The 14,449-nt window shown below is 61.3% G+C and carries 14 protein-coding genes; 4 read left to right on the top strand and 10 right to left on the bottom strand.

The features are described 5' to 3' along the window. Positions 1 to 28: 28 nt before the first annotated feature. From QA646_RS10575 to QA646_RS10555, 5 genes are read right to left on the bottom strand one after another with little or no spacing between them, the layout of a single operon-like run. On the bottom strand, positions 29 to 454 hold the full coding sequence (locus QA646_RS10575) for a GNAT family N-acetyltransferase (protein ID WP_283058836.1): 426 nt from the start codon (positions 452 to 454) through the stop codon (positions 29 to 31). Between the two features lie 5 nt (positions 455 to 459). Continuing rightward, positions 460 to 2,535: a glutamine amidotransferase gene (locus QA646_RS10570; RefSeq protein ID WP_283055416.1), complete on the bottom strand. Its 2,076-nt coding sequence runs from the start codon at positions 2,533 to 2,535 to the stop codon at positions 460 to 462. A gap of 1 nt (position 2,536) precedes the next feature. Next, positions 2,537 to 5,362 carry a DUF4159 domain-containing protein gene (locus tag QA646_RS10565; RefSeq protein WP_283055415.1) on the bottom strand — a complete coding sequence of 942 codons (2,826 nt, stop codon included), beginning with the start codon at positions 5,360 to 5,362 and terminating at the stop codon, positions 2,537 to 2,539. Then, complete coding sequence (locus QA646_RS10560; RefSeq protein ID WP_283055414.1) at positions 5,359 to 6,279, bottom strand: DUF58 domain-containing protein; 921 nt, start codon at positions 6,277 to 6,279, stop codon at positions 5,359 to 5,361. Before QA646_RS10560 ends, QA646_RS10565 begins: the two co-directional genes overlap by 4 nt. Positions 6,280 to 6,306: 27 nt before the next feature. Next, complete coding sequence (locus QA646_RS10555; protein ID WP_283055413.1) at positions 6,307 to 7,320, bottom strand: MoxR family ATPase; 1,014 nt, start codon at positions 7,318 to 7,320, stop codon at positions 6,307 to 6,309. A gap of 168 nt (positions 7,321 to 7,488) precedes the next feature. Here QA646_RS10555 and QA646_RS10550 point away from each other — a divergent pair, with 168 nt between their 5' ends. From QA646_RS10550 to QA646_RS10540, 3 genes are read left to right on the top strand one after another with little or no spacing between them, the layout of a single operon-like run. Continuing rightward, entirely contained in the window at positions 7,489 to 8,112 is a 624-nt protein-coding gene (locus tag QA646_RS10550) for a DUF1285 domain-containing protein (RefSeq protein ID WP_283055412.1), read from the top strand. Then, the gene (locus QA646_RS10545) at positions 8,109 to 8,744 is read left to right on the top strand and encodes a CoA pyrophosphatase (protein ID WP_283055411.1); all 636 of its coding nucleotides are present in this window, start codon (positions 8,109 to 8,111) and stop codon (positions 8,742 to 8,744) included. The genes QA646_RS10550 and QA646_RS10545 overlap by 4 nt, the downstream gene beginning before the upstream one ends. Continuing rightward, positions 8,741 to 9,997 (top strand): CCA tRNA nucleotidyltransferase, encoded by a 1,257-nt coding sequence (locus QA646_RS10540; RefSeq protein ID WP_283055410.1) that lies wholly within the window; start codon positions 8,741 to 8,743, stop codon positions 9,995 to 9,997. The genes QA646_RS10545 and QA646_RS10540 overlap by 4 nt, the downstream gene beginning before the upstream one ends. A gap of 17 nt (positions 9,998 to 10,014) precedes the next feature. On the opposite strand, the gene QA646_RS10535 is transcribed toward QA646_RS10540, so the two are convergent. The 3 genes from QA646_RS10535 to hemF all read right to left on the bottom strand — a co-directional run bounded on the left by QA646_RS10535 (position 10,015) and on the right by hemF (position 11,613). Beyond that, positions 10,015 to 10,200 carry a DUF1059 domain-containing protein gene (locus QA646_RS10535; RefSeq protein ID WP_283055409.1) on the bottom strand — a complete coding sequence of 62 codons (186 nt, stop codon included), beginning with the start codon at positions 10,198 to 10,200 and terminating at the stop codon, positions 10,015 to 10,017. Positions 10,201 to 10,332: 132 nt separating this feature from the next. Next, a complete protein-coding gene (locus tag QA646_RS10530; RefSeq protein WP_283055408.1) occupies positions 10,333 to 10,611 on the bottom strand; it encodes a hypothetical protein in 279 nt (92 codons plus the stop codon). Between the two features lie 90 nt (positions 10,612 to 10,701). Continuing rightward, positions 10,702 to 11,613, bottom strand: a complete 912-nt coding sequence (gene hemF / locus QA646_RS10525) for an oxygen-dependent coproporphyrinogen oxidase (RefSeq protein WP_283055407.1) — start codon at positions 11,611 to 11,613, stop codon at positions 10,702 to 10,704. A 169-nt stretch (positions 11,614 to 11,782) separates the two neighbouring features. Between hemF and QA646_RS10520 the strand changes: the two genes are divergently transcribed. Then, a complete protein-coding gene (locus QA646_RS10520) occupies positions 11,783 to 12,043 on the top strand; it encodes a hypothetical protein (RefSeq protein ID WP_283055406.1) in 261 nt (86 codons plus the stop codon). Positions 12,044 to 12,058: 15 nt separating this feature from the next. On the opposite strand, the gene QA646_RS10515 is transcribed toward QA646_RS10520, so the two are convergent. Next, positions 12,059 to 12,469: a VOC family protein gene (locus QA646_RS10515; RefSeq protein ID WP_283055405.1), complete on the bottom strand. Its 411-nt coding sequence runs from the start codon at positions 12,467 to 12,469 to the stop codon at positions 12,059 to 12,061. Positions 12,470 to 12,600: 131 nt separating this feature from the next. Further along, complete coding sequence (locus tag QA646_RS10510) at positions 12,601 to 14,244, bottom strand: Na/Pi cotransporter family protein (RefSeq protein WP_283055404.1); 1,644 nt, start codon at positions 14,242 to 14,244, stop codon at positions 12,601 to 12,603. Between the last annotated feature and the right edge of the window lie 205 nt (positions 14,245 to 14,449).

Below are 14,449 nucleotides of genomic sequence, written 5' to 3'. Positions count from 1 at the left end.
TTGGCAGCAGGCTATCGCCCCGTTTCCATCAGCGGGGCGATAGTTTTTTCTGCAGAAAGTAGCGGCTGCGGCCGCTGGGAAAGTCCGGCAGCTCGCCGAAGATGGTATAGCCCTGCCGCTGATAGGCGCGCAGCGCCTGCGGATTGAAGGTGTCGATCCAGGCGCCTTGGCAGCCACGCATGATCGCTTCCGTCTCCGCTGCATCCAGCAGCTTTCCCGCCATGCCCTGGCCGCGCAGCGTTTCCGGCACGAAGAGCCATGCCGTGAACAGCCAGCCCCAGGCCGTGTAGCCCGAAATGCCGCCTATGGTCTTGCCGCTTTCGTCGCGGATCAGAACAGCGAGCGAGCGGCGCTCGGAAGGACCGACATCAGCGGTGTTGAAGGCCGTCAATCCTTGGCCGATCGCCGCGAGTTCGCTTTCTGACGGGGCATCGGTCACATCGAGTTGCGGCATCATATTCACCGTCCTTCACGCCACCACATGGCGGAGAAGGCGAAGAGGAGGGCAGCAAGACCGGCGAAGCCTGCAAAGAGCGGCAGGTTATTGACGCCCTTCAAGACGGTTTCGTCCGTCATACGGATGGTCAGGCGTTGGTTGTCGGCGATGCGAACGGCACCGCGCACCGGCAGAATCGGCGGAACCGTGACGCCGCCGCCGGAGCTCGCGACACGGGTGACAAGTCCCTTGGTTTTTTCCGCCAAGGGCTTCAGCGTTTCCGTGGTCGAAATCATCGCCTTGAATTCCGGCGCGTCGACGGCGCCGACATGCACCAGCGTCGAGAGATTGCCACTGGTGATCTGGTAGAGGCCGATTTCATCCATGTGCTTTTGGGCCTGGTAGAGACCTGGCTGCGCCTGTTTCAACTGGATGGTCTGCGTCTTGCCGGAAGGTGCTTTGACGGTGGCGGGGCCGGGATCGTCGCCGATCGTCTGGCGAGTGACTTCCAGCGTACGGCCGGAAGCGTGGGCCGTCAGCGCCTCTTCCTCGAGAGCGGGTTCCTTCAGCAGCCAATGGGCGATGCGGCGATAAAGCGACACATGCGGTCCGCCGCCTTCGTAGCCGCGTGCCCAGAGCCAGCCTTGATCTGAGAGCAGCATGGCGACCCGGCCCTGGCCGACGCGGTTCAGAACCAGCAGGGGATGGTTGTCGGCGCCGACCATCACGGTCTGGCCCTGCGGCTTCTCGACATCGACGCTGCGGAACCAGCGCCCCCAATGCGGCGGCTCGGTATCCGATCCATCCAGCCCGCGCGTGACCGGGTGCTTGCGGCCCTGTTCTGACAGGCGCGGATAGAAGGGCTTCTCGATCATCTGGCCGGTCGGTTCGGCCGGGAGCACGGAGGACAGTGGTGTCAACGCGATCGAGTTGCCCGTCGCATGTTCGGGACCGGCAGCCACCAGCAACGCGCCACCGTTTTCGACATATTGGGCCATGTAATCGTAATAGATCGTCGGCAGGACGTTGGGGCGGTCTTGGTAACGGTCGAAGATGATCAGGTCGAAAGAACTGATCTTGTCGACGAAGAGTTCACGCGTCGGGAAAGCAATCAGCGATAACTCGTTGATCGGCGTACCATCCTGCTTATCCGGCGGACGCAGAATGGTAAAATGAACGAGGTCGACGGCAGCATCTGATTTCAGGAGATTGCGCCAGGCGCGCTCACCCGCGTGCGGTTCCCCGGAGACGAGCAGCACGCGCATGTTCTTGCGAATGCCCTCGATCAACTGAACGGTGCGATTATTGATCGGCGTGACCTCGCCCGGCACCTCGGCGACTGCGAATTCAAGGACATTGTTGCCGGCGTGGGGTACCTTGAAGCTGAAGGGCGTATCCTGGCCGGGCGCGGCCTGCAGGGTGGCGATCTCGTCGCCGTTCATTCTCACGGTCACGGCCGCCGTGCCGCCCGGACTTTTGCCGTCGTCCACGACACGCAATACGACTTGCACGTCTTCGTCGTTGACGATGCCGAAGCGAGGCGCGCGCACCACCTCGATGCGCCGGTCGAATTCGTCCGGCTTGCCGGTGATCAGCCCGTGGATCGGTGCATCGAAGCCGAGTGGCTGGTTGACGCCGGGAATATCGTGGATCTGACCGTCAGTCAGGAAGATCGCACCGCCGACACGGGCGGGTGGCACATCGGCGGTCGCCGAGGAGAGCGCCGCGAAGAGCCGTGTCGAAGGCGACTCGGATTCGGCGGGTTCGCGCACTTCGACGATCCGCGGCTCGATCCGCGGGAATTGCGCCAGACGGTCCTTTAGTGCGGCCAGCGCATCGTCAGTCATCTTGATGCGCTCCGGTGTCTCCTGGCTCGGACTGCGATCCACGATGACCGGGACGATGGTGGAGAGCTGGTCGCGGTCCTCCTGCATCAAGACGGGATTGGCAAGGGCGGCAAGCAGGGCGAATGCCGCCAGCGCGCGGATCCAACTGCCGCGCATGCGCCGGTAGATCGCGAGCGCGGCGATGCCGAGCGTCAGCACCGCAAGGGCGGCGAGAATGGGCCAGGGCAGGAAGGGGGCGAAACCGATATTCATCTTATTGCCCCAACCGTTCCAGAATGTCCGGGATATGCACCTGATCGGACTTATAGTTGCCGGTCAGCATGTACATCATGATGTTGACGCCCGTGCGGTAGGCATATTCGCGCTGTGTCTCATCCGGCGGCACCGTCGGCAGCAGCGGAGAGCCGTTGTCATCGGTCGCCCAGGCGCCGGCGAAGTCGTTGCCGGTGATCATGATCGGTGTCACCCCGTCCGACGAGGTGACCGCGTGGCCGTCGCCGCGCGTATCCTGCCGCGCCTCGATCCAGAGCGGGCTGTCGGCATAGCGGCCGGGAAAGCTGGACAGCAGGTAAAATGATTTGGTGAGCACGTGACCGGCCGGCACCGGCTCCAGCGCTGGAATGTCGAGATTGGCGAGGATTGCCTGCAGCCGCTGACCGTTCGGGCTCGGCGTGGTGTTGTCGCCCATCGTGTCGATCGCGTCGCGGGTATCGAACAGCACGGTGCCACCATTGCGCATATAGGCATCGATGCGGTTGATGGCGTCGGTGGACGGCATCGGCGCGGTGGCGGAAATCGGCCAATAAATGATGGGATAGAAGGCGAGTTCGTCTTTGACGAGATCCAGGCCGACAGGCGGTCCCGGTTCCAGCGTCGTGCGGTAGGTGAGGAAATCAGAGAGGCCGGCAAGCCCACGCTCGGAAATATGATCGACATCGGATTCGCCGGTAACGACATAGGCAAGATGGGTCTTGTCGAGGCGAGAATAGGCAGTGTCGTCACCGGGTTTGGAATCGTCGGCCCAGGAATTTGTCGGATGCAGGAAGGCGGCGACCGAGATTGCGAGCAACAGCACCGCGGCACCGCCGGCGATCATCTTCGTCGATCTTCTGAGGCGCGGGAAGGCACCGTTCATGAAGAGCACGATCAGGCTGTCTGCCAGAAGCACCAGGAAGGCAATGGTGAAGAGGATCGGCTTGGCTGACCAAGCTTCACCGCCGATCAGCCCTTCACGCGTCACGGATAAGCTCGCGCCGGAAGCATCCAGCGGCTTGAGTTCTGCGCCATCGGGCAGGACGTTGAGGGCGGTAAAGCCTTCCTCCGATCCGTAGAGGCCGGGCGGGTTGTCGAAATTGGCCGCGATCGCGCCTTTGTTGTTCGGATTGAGCGGGCGGGCATTGCCGGTCTCGCTCGTCAGCACGCCCTTGGCGGTCAGCAGCCGGAATGGCGGCAGGGCTTCGCTGGTCTTCGCGACGCTTTCGGTCGATTTGACGCCGCCGGAGCGCGAAAGCTGTACGATACGGCGTAGCATCTCGACGAAGTCGCCCGAGATCGGCAGATCGGACCATTCAGGTTCGGCACTGACATGGAAGAGGACGATGCGACCGGCCTGCATCTGCTTTTCGGTCACCAACGGCGTACCATCGGCAAGGCTTGCCCAGGTGCGTTCGGCAAGATCCGGTGTCGGCTCGGCCAGCACCTGCCGCTTGATGAGGACGTTGGTCGGCTTCGGCATGCCGGCGAAGGGACCGAAGGAGGGGAAATCGGCAAGCGGCTGTGGCTCGGCCCAGGAGAGCGCGCCGCCGAAGGTGCGCTCGCCCTGGCGCAAGGTCACCGGCACCAGCGGATCGTCAGCGGGAGCGGCTGCAAGGCGCGGTCCTGCAAAGCGCACCAATGTACCGCCGTTCTGGATCCATCGCTGCAACGGCGCGTAGCTTTCCTGCGGTAGGCGGCCGACATCGGCCATGATGATGACGGAGGGATTGCCGGCGAGCAGCTCGGGGATCGACTTCGCCAGATCCGCGCTGTTCGGCTGGACCAGATCGGCATAGGGCTGCAAGGCACGCTGGATGTAATAGAGCGGCGACAGGATTGGCTGGAATTCGTCGGCGGCTTGCCCAGACAGCAATCCCACGCGGCGGCGCTTGAAACCGTCGTCGAGCAGATGCACGGCGCCTGCGCTCGCATGGCGGTCGATGCTGATGCGGGCGAAATCATTGCGCATTTCGAAGGGGGCGGCGATGGTGCCGGTCGCGACCGTCTGGCCGCCGGCGAAATTCAACGAGCCTGCCGCGATCGGCCGTCCTTGATTGTCCAGCGCGCTGAGCCCCAACCGGAGCGGGCTGCTGCCGTTCAGCCGCGTCGCGGTGACGGTCATGTTGTCGGCGGCGTTGGTGGCGCCCGTAATTGCCAGCACCTCGTTGCCATCGCTTTCGATCAATCGCAAATCGCTGGGCTCCAACGCGGCAAGCAGGTTGACGATATCGTCCTTGTCACGGCTTTCGGCGCCGTCGGAAAGGAAGGCGATCGTGCCCGGCTTGGTGCCATTCAAAGCGGCCTTGATGGACTGGGCGGCACGCTGGCGATCCGGCACCAGCGGCCTTGCATTGGCAGCGTGCAGCTTGTCACGCGCGGCAGCGGCAGCGCCGGGCGTGGTGTCGTTGCTTCGATCCGCGGTGAAGGCGATGGAAACGGGTATGCTTTTGGCGTCGGCGTCGTCGATCAACGCATCTGCCGTCTGCACACGGCGCTCCCAATCGGCAGCACTCGCCCAGCTATTGTCGATGAGCAGCACCAACGGTCCACCGCTCGACAGCGTATTGCTCCGCGGATTGAACATCGGATTGGCGATGGCGAGGATGACCAGAGTGGCAAGCACCATACGAAGCAGCGTCAACCACCACGGACTCCGCGCCGGCGTTTCCTCGCGCTTCAGGATCTTTGCCAGGATACGCAGCGGCGGAAAGACTTCCGCCCTCGGATGCGGCGGCGTCAGGCGCAGCAGCCACCAGATCGCTGGAAGCAGGAGCAAGGCGCCGAGAATAGCCGGAGAAGCGAAGGCGAAGGAGAGCACGCTCATGGTTGCCCCCCAAGCGCCGCTTTGGCGGGCATGCCGGAGAGATACATATGCACGGCGACCAACGCTTCCGATGTCAGCCGGTCGGTGCGGTGGCTCACGAAGGTCCAGCCGAGATGACGCAGCGATTGGCCGAGATTTTCCCGGCGAGCGAGATAGGCGCGTTGATAATCTTCACGCAGATTTTCCGCTCGGCCTGCCACAAGCTTCGAGCCATTTTCCGGATCGGTGAATTCGGTGCGGCCGCTATAGGGGAACAGCTCTTCGGCCGGATCGGCTACCTCGACCACGTGACCGCGCAATCCGCGGCGGGCCAGCGGTCCGATCCGCCCCATGACGGTGTCGGCGTCATCCAGAAAATCTCCGATCAGCACGATATCGCTCCAGCCGCGGATCATGGCGGTCTGCGGCAGGCCGCCTTCGAGGGGCGTGTGCATCAGGGCGGCCGCCAGCCGTTCGGCGGCGTTGCGGGTGGAGACCGGTTCCATGATACCGGGGCAGCCGATCCGCTCGCCTGAGCGGGCGAGGATTTCGGCGAGCGCCAGCATCAACACCAGTGCACGGCCTTCCTTCGAGACATGGCCATAGGTCGATTTGTACATCATCGACGGCGACATGTCGGCCCAGAGCCAGACGGTGTGAGCCGCTTCCCATTCGTGGTCGCGGATATAGGTATGATCGTCACGAGCCGAGCGGCGCCAGTCGATGCGGGACAGGCTTTCGCCTTCGGTATAGGGGCGGAACTGCCAGAAATTTTCGCCGATGCCGCGCTTGCGCCGGCCATGCCAGCCGGCAATCACGGTGTTGGCGATGCGCTTGGCTTCGACAAGGCAATCCGGTACGAGGGCAGCACGGCTGCGGGCTCGGGAGAGGGCATCATTGCCTGGGGTCGGGCTGACGATCTGTCCGATGGATGCCACGCGCTATACTCTCCTTGACATCCTGGGTTACGATCTCGATCGCTTGATCAGCCCTGCGATCACGTCTCGTACCGACATGCCTTCGGCACGGGCAGCGAAGGTCAGCGCCATGCGATGTTCCAGCACCGGCTCGGCGAGCGCATGCACATCGTCGAGCGACGGCGCAAGCCGGCCTTCATAAAGCGCACGGGCGCGGGCGCAGAGCATCATCGCCTGGCCGGCGCGCGGACCAGGACCCCAGGCGACATGCTTGTCGGTCGTTTCATTGCCTTGGCCGGGGCGCGCGGAACGCACCAGCGACAGGATGGCGTCGACGACGCCGTCGCTGACCGGCATCTGGCGGATCAGCTTCTGGATTTCCATCAATCGCTTGGCATCGATCACGGCATGCGGCGTCGCTTCTCCGAGGCCCGTGGTTTCAAGCAGGATCTTGCGCTCATCCGCAAGCTCCGGATAATCGACATCGACCTGCAGCAGGAAGCGGTCGAGCTGCGCCTCCGGCAGCGGATAAGTGCCTTCCTGTTCCAGGGGGTTCTGGGTCGCGAGAACATGGAACGGTGCCGGCAGATCGTAGCGCTGCCCGGCGATGGTGACGTGATATTCCTGCATGGACTGCAGCAGCGCCGATTGCGTACGCGGTGAAGCGCGGTTGATCTCGTCGGCCATCAGCAATTGCGCGAAGACCGGCCCCTTGACGAAGCGGAAGGAGCGGCGGCCGGTTTCATCCTGGTCCATGACTTCCGAACCGAGAATATCAGACGGCATCAGGTCCGGGGTAAACTGGACGCGATTGGCGGCAAGGCCGAGAACGGCGCCGAGCGTGGTCACCAGCTTGGTCTTGGCAAGGCCGGGCACGCCGACGAGCAGCGCATGGCCGCCGGCCAGTACGGCAAGAAGCGTGTTCTCCACGACGCTTTCCTGGCCGAAGATGACCTTGGAGACTTCGGCGCGTATGGAGGCTATATCTTTCAACGCCTGTTCGGCGGATGCGATAATGGCCTGGTCGTCGAGGCTTGTTTCGGTTGATTTGATCATGCCCATTTCGGACTCCAACGGCTGTAAAACGGTACGCGCGATTCGCAGACCTTACACATTTGGCCCATAATCAATAGAACTTATCGCCGTGAAGATGGCTGACAAGCACGTTTCGAATGACTATCTCGTGAGAGACGGCCGTATTCGTAACTAAGCACAAACCGGGACGGAAGAATGGCAACCGAGGAAATCAGAGAGGCGAGCGATGCGGCAAGTCTGGCTGCGCTGATTTCGCGCGCGGCCGGAGATGCCGGCGGACGCAAGAAAAGCCTTCCGCCCGTCGACCGCTGGAATCCCCCGTTTTGCGGCGATATCGACATGGAAATCCGTGCTGACGGCACCTGGTTCTATATGGGAACGCCGATCGGCCGTGCGCCGCTCGTCCGGCTGTTTTCGACAGTGCTGCGCAGGGATGCGGATGAGAAGACCTATCTCGTCACGCCTGTGGAAAAGGTCGGCATCCGCGTCGTCGACGCGCCCTTCATCGCCGTCGAAATGAGCGTGACCGAGCGTGAGGGCAAGCGGGTGCTAACGTTCCGCACCAATGTCGGCGATGTCGTCGAGGCGGGCAGGGAACATCCGATCCGCTTCGTCATCCGCGGCGAGAACGACGAGTTGAAACCCTATCTGCACGTCCGCGGGCGGCTGGAGGCGCTGGTAACGCGCGCGGTGATGTACGATCTCGTCGAACTTGGCGAGACCGTGGTGATCGCCGGTCGCGAAATGTTCTGCGTGCGCTCGGGCGGCACGATCTTTCCGATCATGCCGGTCGCCGAATTGGACGCGTTGACGCGATGAGCGAATTTCCGCTTTATTCCGCCGCCGAATTCCGGCGCCGTGCGCTCAATCAGAGCGGCGGCCCGATCGAGCTCGCCTGGCGCGACCATGGCGACCATGCGCTTAATCCGGATACGATTTTACAGGTCGAAGGCCTGAAACTGCGCGATGCCGCGGTGCTGGTGCCTGTGGTGGACGATGGCGACGACGCCAATGTCATCTTCACGCTGCGCACCTCGACATTGCGCAAGCATTCCGGCCAGATCGCCTTTCCCGGCGGCACCATCGATCCGGAGGATGCTTCGCCGGAAATGGCAGCCGTCCGTGAGGCCGGCGAAGAGATCGGATTGGCGGATGTTTTCATCGAGCCGGTAGCCCGATTGCCGTATTATCTGGCTGCGACCGGTTTCCGCATCACGCCGATCCTCGCGGTGGTCAAGCCAGGCTTCGAACTGGCTCTCAATCCCACCGAAGTCGAGGATGCTTTCGAAGTGCCGCTCTCCTTCCTCATGGACCCCGGCCATCATGTGACCGACAGCATGGTCTGGCAGGGGATGGAACGGCATTTCTACCGCATGCCCTATGGCCCGCGTATGATCTGGGGAATTACCGCCGGCATTATCCGCACACTTTACGAAAGGCTCTATTCATGACCTCCATCGCCGATGAGGCCTGGTTCCAGGACGGCGCGCTGCAGCGGGTGCTGGCGTTGCTGAATGCCGATGGCGGCGAGGGGCGTATCGTCGGCGGAGCCGTGCGCAATAGTCTGCTCGGGCTAGCGGTTGCCGATATCGATATCGCTACGACATTGCTGCCCGAAACCGTCGTCGAGAGGGCCGTTGCCGCCGGCATCAAGGCGGTGCCGACGGGCATCGCGCATGGGACAGTGACGCTGGTCGTCGACGGAAAGCCTTTCGAAATCACGACTTTGCGGCACGATGTTGAAACGGATGGCCGCCGCGCTCGGGTGGCTTTCAGCGATGATTGGCAGGCTGATGCCGAACGGCGCGATCTCACGATCAACGCGCTCTATGCCTCTGCCGATGGTACGGTCGTCGATATGGTCGGCGGGCTCGCCGATCTGGAGCGCCGCAATATCCGCTTCATCGGTGACGCGGCGACGCGGATTGCCGAGGATCATCTGCGGATTCTGCGTTTCTTCCGCTTTTTCGCCTATTACGGCAGTGGAAGACCGGACGCGGACGGATTGCGCGCCTGTGCAGCGGCGCGGTCGAAGATCGCGGCGCTTTCGGCCGAACGTATCTGGTCGGAAATGAAGAAGCTGCTTGCGGCCAAGGATCCAGCGCGAGCGTTGCTCTGGATGCGGCAGGTCGGGATTTTGACCGAGGTGCTGCCGGAGACCGAAAGGTGGGGTATCGATGCCATTCCGGCGCTTGTGGCCACGGAACAGGCGCTCGGCTGGACGCCCGATCCGCTGCTGCGGTTGGCCGCCATCGTGCCTCCGGATGCCGCAAGACTGGCAAAGCTTGGCGAACGGCTCAGGCTGTCGAAGGCGGAAGCCGCCTATTTGCAGGACTGGGCAAATGCACCCAGCATCAAGGATGACGTGTCTGAGGCAGCCTTCGATCGCTTGCTCTATCGCCACGATGCATCCGGCATTGCCACCCGGCTTAAGCTGTCGCTTGCCGTTGCGCGGGGCAAAGCAGAAGGCGATTTCGAGGAGATGGCACGCGCTGCACGGCTCGGCAAGTTGCTGGAGCGGACGACACGCTGGAAGAAGCCGGTCTTTCCAGTCAACGGCGCAGATGCTCTGGCCGCCGGAGTGAGCGCGGGGCCAAGGGTTGGCGAGATTCTGGGTAAACTCGAGCAACAATGGGTCGACGGCAACTTCGCCATGGACCGGGCGGCTCTTCTCGCCCGGCTCAAGGAATTGATCGAGCCCTGATGGTTATGGTCTGATGATCAGGCGGCGCTTGCTTCGTCGCGAATGCGGGCCTTGATATTGTCGATCATGTTTTCGCGGATGATCGTTTCGCCGTGGGTGTTGCGCATGTGCTCGACAGCGCGGCGAACCACTTCCGCATCGTCATTGGCCCGAGTGTGCCAGTCGCAGCCGGGTACCAAAGTACCACATTCGAACAGTCGCATATCTGCCTCCTGATATTTTGACGCTATGAAAGACTTCACTCCAAACGGCCTGAAGGTCAAAACGCAAAAGGTGGGGAAAGGTTTCGGACGTCCGGCAAGGCCTCCACCCTGCCGGACGATGCTTGCGGGATATCAATCCGGCATGGCCCAGGATTTGAAGCAATCCGAAGATTGATACTTCGGAATGGGCGTCTGCCTTGCCGGGCGGTCGGATACGAAGCGGGCGACGTCGCTTGGCGACTTGCCAGCCAATTGCATTCTCACCTGCTCGATGAAGCAGGAGAGTGGCAGATCCGACCCGCTTCTGATCCTCATGTCTTCAGCCAGCCGGACTACGAATTCCGGCGTATCAACTGCGCGTGAAAGTTTTCTTTCATTCGCGGTTTCTGCCACTTGATTCTGTACTGCCATTACAACCTCCTCCGATTGAAACGAGCATTACCTAACCTCGGTACTCCTCCGAACTACTTTAGGGGTTTTTGTTTATTAGCATTTGCCATTCTATGGCCAACGCGCGACGGGTGGCAAGGACGATAAAATCGACTCTACGTTGCCTCCCGTTTTTAACCCGAATATTGTACCCCTATCGTACAGCAAATTGAACTCCACATAGCGCCCGCGACGAATTAATTGTTCGTCACGATCCTCCTCGGACCATACTTCATTGAAATTCGAGCGCACGATCCGCGGGTAGACCATGGAAAATGCACGTCCGACATCGCGCGTAAACGCGAAATCGGCGTCCCAACCGCCTGCCTCCTCCCCAGAATGCAGCCAGTCGAAGAAAATGCCGCCGATGCCACGCGGTTCGTTACGATGCTTCAAATAAAAGTAATCGTCGCACCATGTTTTATAGCGCTGATAGTCTGCAACCGTATGACGATCGCAGACAATCTGCATCGCGCGATGGAAGAGGACGCTGTCGGGGTCTTCCTGCGTGCGCCGCCGGTTGAGCACCGGCGTCAGGTCGGCGCCGCCGCCGAACCAATGGCTGGTCGTCACCACCATCCGCGTATTCATATGTACGGTCGGGACATTCGGATTGACGGGGTGGGCGATCAGCGACAGGCCGGAGGCCCAGAAACGCGGATCCTCTTCGGCGCCCGGAATCTGGCTGCGGAAATCAGATGAGAATTCGCCGTAAACGGTGGACGTGTGAACGCCGACTTTTTCGAAGACGCGGCCTTCCATGATCGACATGCGTCCACCGCCGCCTTCACCGTTCTCCCTAAGCCAATCCTTGGCGATGAAGCGCCCCGGCTCCTGATCGGAGAGGGGGCCGGCAAGCTCGTCCTCCAACTGTTCGAACTGGGCGCAGATCGCGTCCCGCAGGCTTTCAAACCAGCCCTTTGCCGCTTCTTTCTTTTCTTCGATGTCCTCGGGCAGCCCCTTGGGAAGTTCCGGTCGTTCCATGCATGTTCTCCGGCAATGCGGGCCGCTATAGGCCCGCGATTCTCGTAGTGTCGATTCCCGGTTTGAATATCAGCATCATCGCATCGTCACCAGCGCGCCGGGTCCGCCGGAGAATCGACTCGCAAATTGCCAAATGCGGTATTATCTTCCCTCTCGAAGGCGAGGTTTCATGATGAAAATACCCGGACCGCCGCCCCTTGACGGGTTGAGACGCAGAATATCACGTTACCGGCAGGAAAAGCCCACCGGCGCAAAAGGTGATTTTGTCCGCGAGACTTTTTGTCTCAGTCGCCCGGAAGCGCGCGCTAAGGCGCGCGAGTGGTTCGACGAATTTCCGAAAGCCGCCTATTGGACCGAAGTCGAAAGCTGGCGACAGGTGGAAGGCGACCGCATCGAATTCACCATGCGTCGCCTGCCGTCCGCAGATTGAACCGGCGGAATGTCTTCAGGCGGTCGAACGCTGGCAATTGATCATCCACGGCACGCCGAACCTGTCGACCAGCATGCCGAACCGCTCCGCCCAGAAGGTTTCATCGATGGGCATCGTCACCGTGCCGCCTTCCTGCAATGCCGCAAACAGCTTCTCCGCTTCTTCCGCGCTGTCGATTTGAACGGAGACCGAGAAGCCATATTTCTTGCCGGTTTCACCTGGCCTGCCGTCAGAGGCCATCAGGACCGCGTCGCCGACCGTCAGCCTTGCATGCATGACTTTCTCGCGCCAGTGTTCCGGCGTTTGGCTCGCCACATTCGGATGGCTGTAGTCCATGATAGTCAGTTCGCCGCCAAGGCATCGGTGGTAGAACTGGAGGGCCTGCCGGCAATCGCCGTCAAAGATCAGATAGGCATCCAGACGCATGACGTTTCCTCCATCTGTCATCTGTGGATGCCCTACAACATAGGCTTCTAAAGTGGCGATAATGTAATGGCGAGGGAAGTCGCTTTATTGTTGAACAAAATCAAACCATAAGAGACGGGGAACTGAACCAGCTATTGCGTGTTTCGCAGCCGGCTCTCGATCAGCAGCCCGCTCTCATCCAGGATCGGATGCGCCACCGAGACGATGTGGGCATTGATGCGCTTCAGGTCGCGCAGCATATCGAGGTGTAGCGAGCTGGTCTGCAGGCTGTCAATGCGGCCGTCGCGCAGGCGTTCGAGGTGACGCTCGGCGGATTGTTTCTCCAGCCGGCGAACGTCGACCTTCACCTCCATGAGTTGGCGAGCGAGGTTGAAATCGCGGGTGACGAAGATGGTCTGGGCGATGCGCAGATTGTCGATCGTCAGGTTGAAGAGGCTCTGCAGCTCCTGATAGCCATCGTCCGAGAAGGTCAGGCCTTTGCCGATCTTCTTCGCCACCTGCTCGGCCAGGCCTTTTTCGATGATGTCACCGATATGCTCGAGGTTAATGGCATAGTCGATGATAACGATCGAGCGGCGGCCGTTTTCGTCGTCCAATCCTTCGCGCCCGAGCTTGGAGAGATAGATCTTCACTTCTTGCTGGATCCGGTCGACGCGCTTTTCCAGAACTGCGATTTCTCTCAGAGGTGCCAGATCATTGTTGTTGAAGGCGTTTTCCGTGCGGATCAGCATGCGCTCGATGAGGTCGCCGACGCCCAGAACCTCGCGCGTTGCGCTAGCAAGTGCGACGACCGGCGTGTTGAGCGCGTTGTGATCTAGATATTTCGGTCCATCTTCGGCTTGCGGATCGTTGGCCACGATCCGCTGCATCGTTTTCGACAGCAAGGAGGAGAAGGGCCAGGCACAAAGCGCGAGGGCGATATTGAAGAGCAGGTGCACGTCGACCGGCAACTTGGCCGGCGAAAAATGCAGGGCCTGCATCCACTCGCCGATATAGCCCGCAAAAGGCAGGACGATGAGACAGCCGATGGTGCGCACGATCAGATTGCCGAGCGTCACCCGTCGGGCAGTGGCGGGGCCGGAGAGGGTTGCCATGACCGGCGGGATCGCCCCGCCGAGATTGGCGCCGAGAACGAGCGCGACCGTCAGGGCCGGGGAGAGAATGCCGGTGGAAGCGAGCGACAGGATCAGCACGACCATGGCAAGACTGGACGACGAGACGAAGGCGAGTACAGCCGAAAAGATCAAAGCCACGGGCAGGGCGCCGTCGAGCAGGCCAATGAAGGCGGCAAGCGCCGGCGACTGTCGCATCGGCGCGGTAGCGAGGCTCAGCAATTGCAGTGATAGCAGCATCAGGCCGATGCCGATCAGCGCCGCACCCGCGCCCTGTTTGGTGGTGGATGAGCGGCGGTAGAGCACGATGCCGACGAGAATGATCAGTGGTGACAGCCATTCAATGCCCGTCGCGACGATCCAGGCCGTCACCGCGGTGCCGACATTGGCGCCAAGCAGCACGATCTGCGCCATGCTCGGCAAGACGAGATCACGCTCCACGAAAGAAGCGATCATCAGCGCCGTTGCGGTCGAGCTTTGCAGTGCGACCGTCGCCAAAAAGCCAGAGGTGAAGGAGCGGAGCCTGCCACGCGTGCCGCTGGCAAGACCGGTTCTGAGTTTGGCGCCGAAGGCGCGCGACACACCATCCTTCACCTGTGCGAGGCCGAATAGCAGTAAAGCAACAGCCCCGAACAAATTGATCATCACGACGGTGGATTCCATGTCGTCTTTTTATATCTTTCTCATGCCGTCATGTTTCAACTTGTGTCGGAAATCGAGTGGAAGTCACTGAAAAGGCATGGATTTCAGCGCTTAAAGCTGTCTAGTGAGCGGGCGGCAATTTGCTTGCCGGCTAAAGATTATATGCCTGTGAAGGCCTGCCGTCCAACACTGCGAACGACATATCGAGACAATAATTGCGGAGTAC

Source organism: Rhizobium sp. CB3090 (assembly GCF_029714285.1).
Lineage (GTDB): Bacteria > Pseudomonadota > Alphaproteobacteria > Rhizobiales > Rhizobiaceae > Rhizobium.
This window is presented reverse-complemented; position numbering and strand designations above follow the sequence as displayed.

Bases quoted from the DNA above. Each gene is read 5' to 3' on its own strand.
- QA646_RS10575 (WP_283058836.1), bottom strand. From the start codon at position 454: ATGCCGCAACTCGATGTGACCGATGCCCCGTCAGAAAGCGAACTCGCG.
- QA646_RS10570 (WP_283055416.1), bottom strand. From the start codon at position 2,535: ATGAATATCGGTTTCGCCCCCTTCCTGCCCTGGCCCATTCTCGCCGCC.
- QA646_RS10565 (WP_283055415.1), bottom strand. From the start codon at position 5,362: ATGAGCGTGCTCTCCTTCGCCTTCGCTTCTCCGGCTATTCTCGGCGCC.
- QA646_RS10555 (WP_283055413.1), bottom strand. From the start codon at position 7,320: ATGGGCATGATCAAATCAACCGAAACAAGCCTCGACGACCAGGCCATT.
- QA646_RS10550 (WP_283055412.1), top strand. From the start codon at position 7,489: ATGGCAACCGAGGAAATCAGAGAGGCGAGCGATGCGGCAAGTCTGGCT.
- QA646_RS10545 (WP_283055411.1), top strand. From the start codon at position 8,109: ATGAGCGAATTTCCGCTTTATTCCGCCGCCGAATTCCGGCGCCGTGCG.
- QA646_RS10540 (WP_283055410.1), top strand. From the start codon at position 8,741: ATGACCTCCATCGCCGATGAGGCCTGGTTCCAGGACGGCGCGCTGCAG.
- QA646_RS10535 (WP_283055409.1), bottom strand. From the start codon at position 10,200: ATGCGACTGTTCGAATGTGGTACTTTGGTACCCGGCTGCGACTGGCAC.
- QA646_RS10530 (WP_283055408.1), bottom strand. From the start codon at position 10,611: ATGGCAGTACAGAATCAAGTGGCAGAAACCGCGAATGAAAGAAAACTT.
- hemF (WP_283055407.1), bottom strand. From the start codon at position 11,613: ATGGAACGACCGGAACTTCCCAAGGGGCTGCCCGAGGACATCGAAGAA.
- QA646_RS10520 (WP_283055406.1), top strand. From the start codon at position 11,783: ATGATGAAAATACCCGGACCGCCGCCCCTTGACGGGTTGAGACGCAGA.
- QA646_RS10515 (WP_283055405.1), bottom strand. From the start codon at position 12,469: ATGCGTCTGGATGCCTATCTGATCTTTGACGGCGATTGCCGGCAGGCC.
- QA646_RS10510 (WP_283055404.1), bottom strand. From the start codon at position 14,244: ATGGAATCCACCGTCGTGATGATCAATTTGTTCGGGGCTGTTGCTTTA.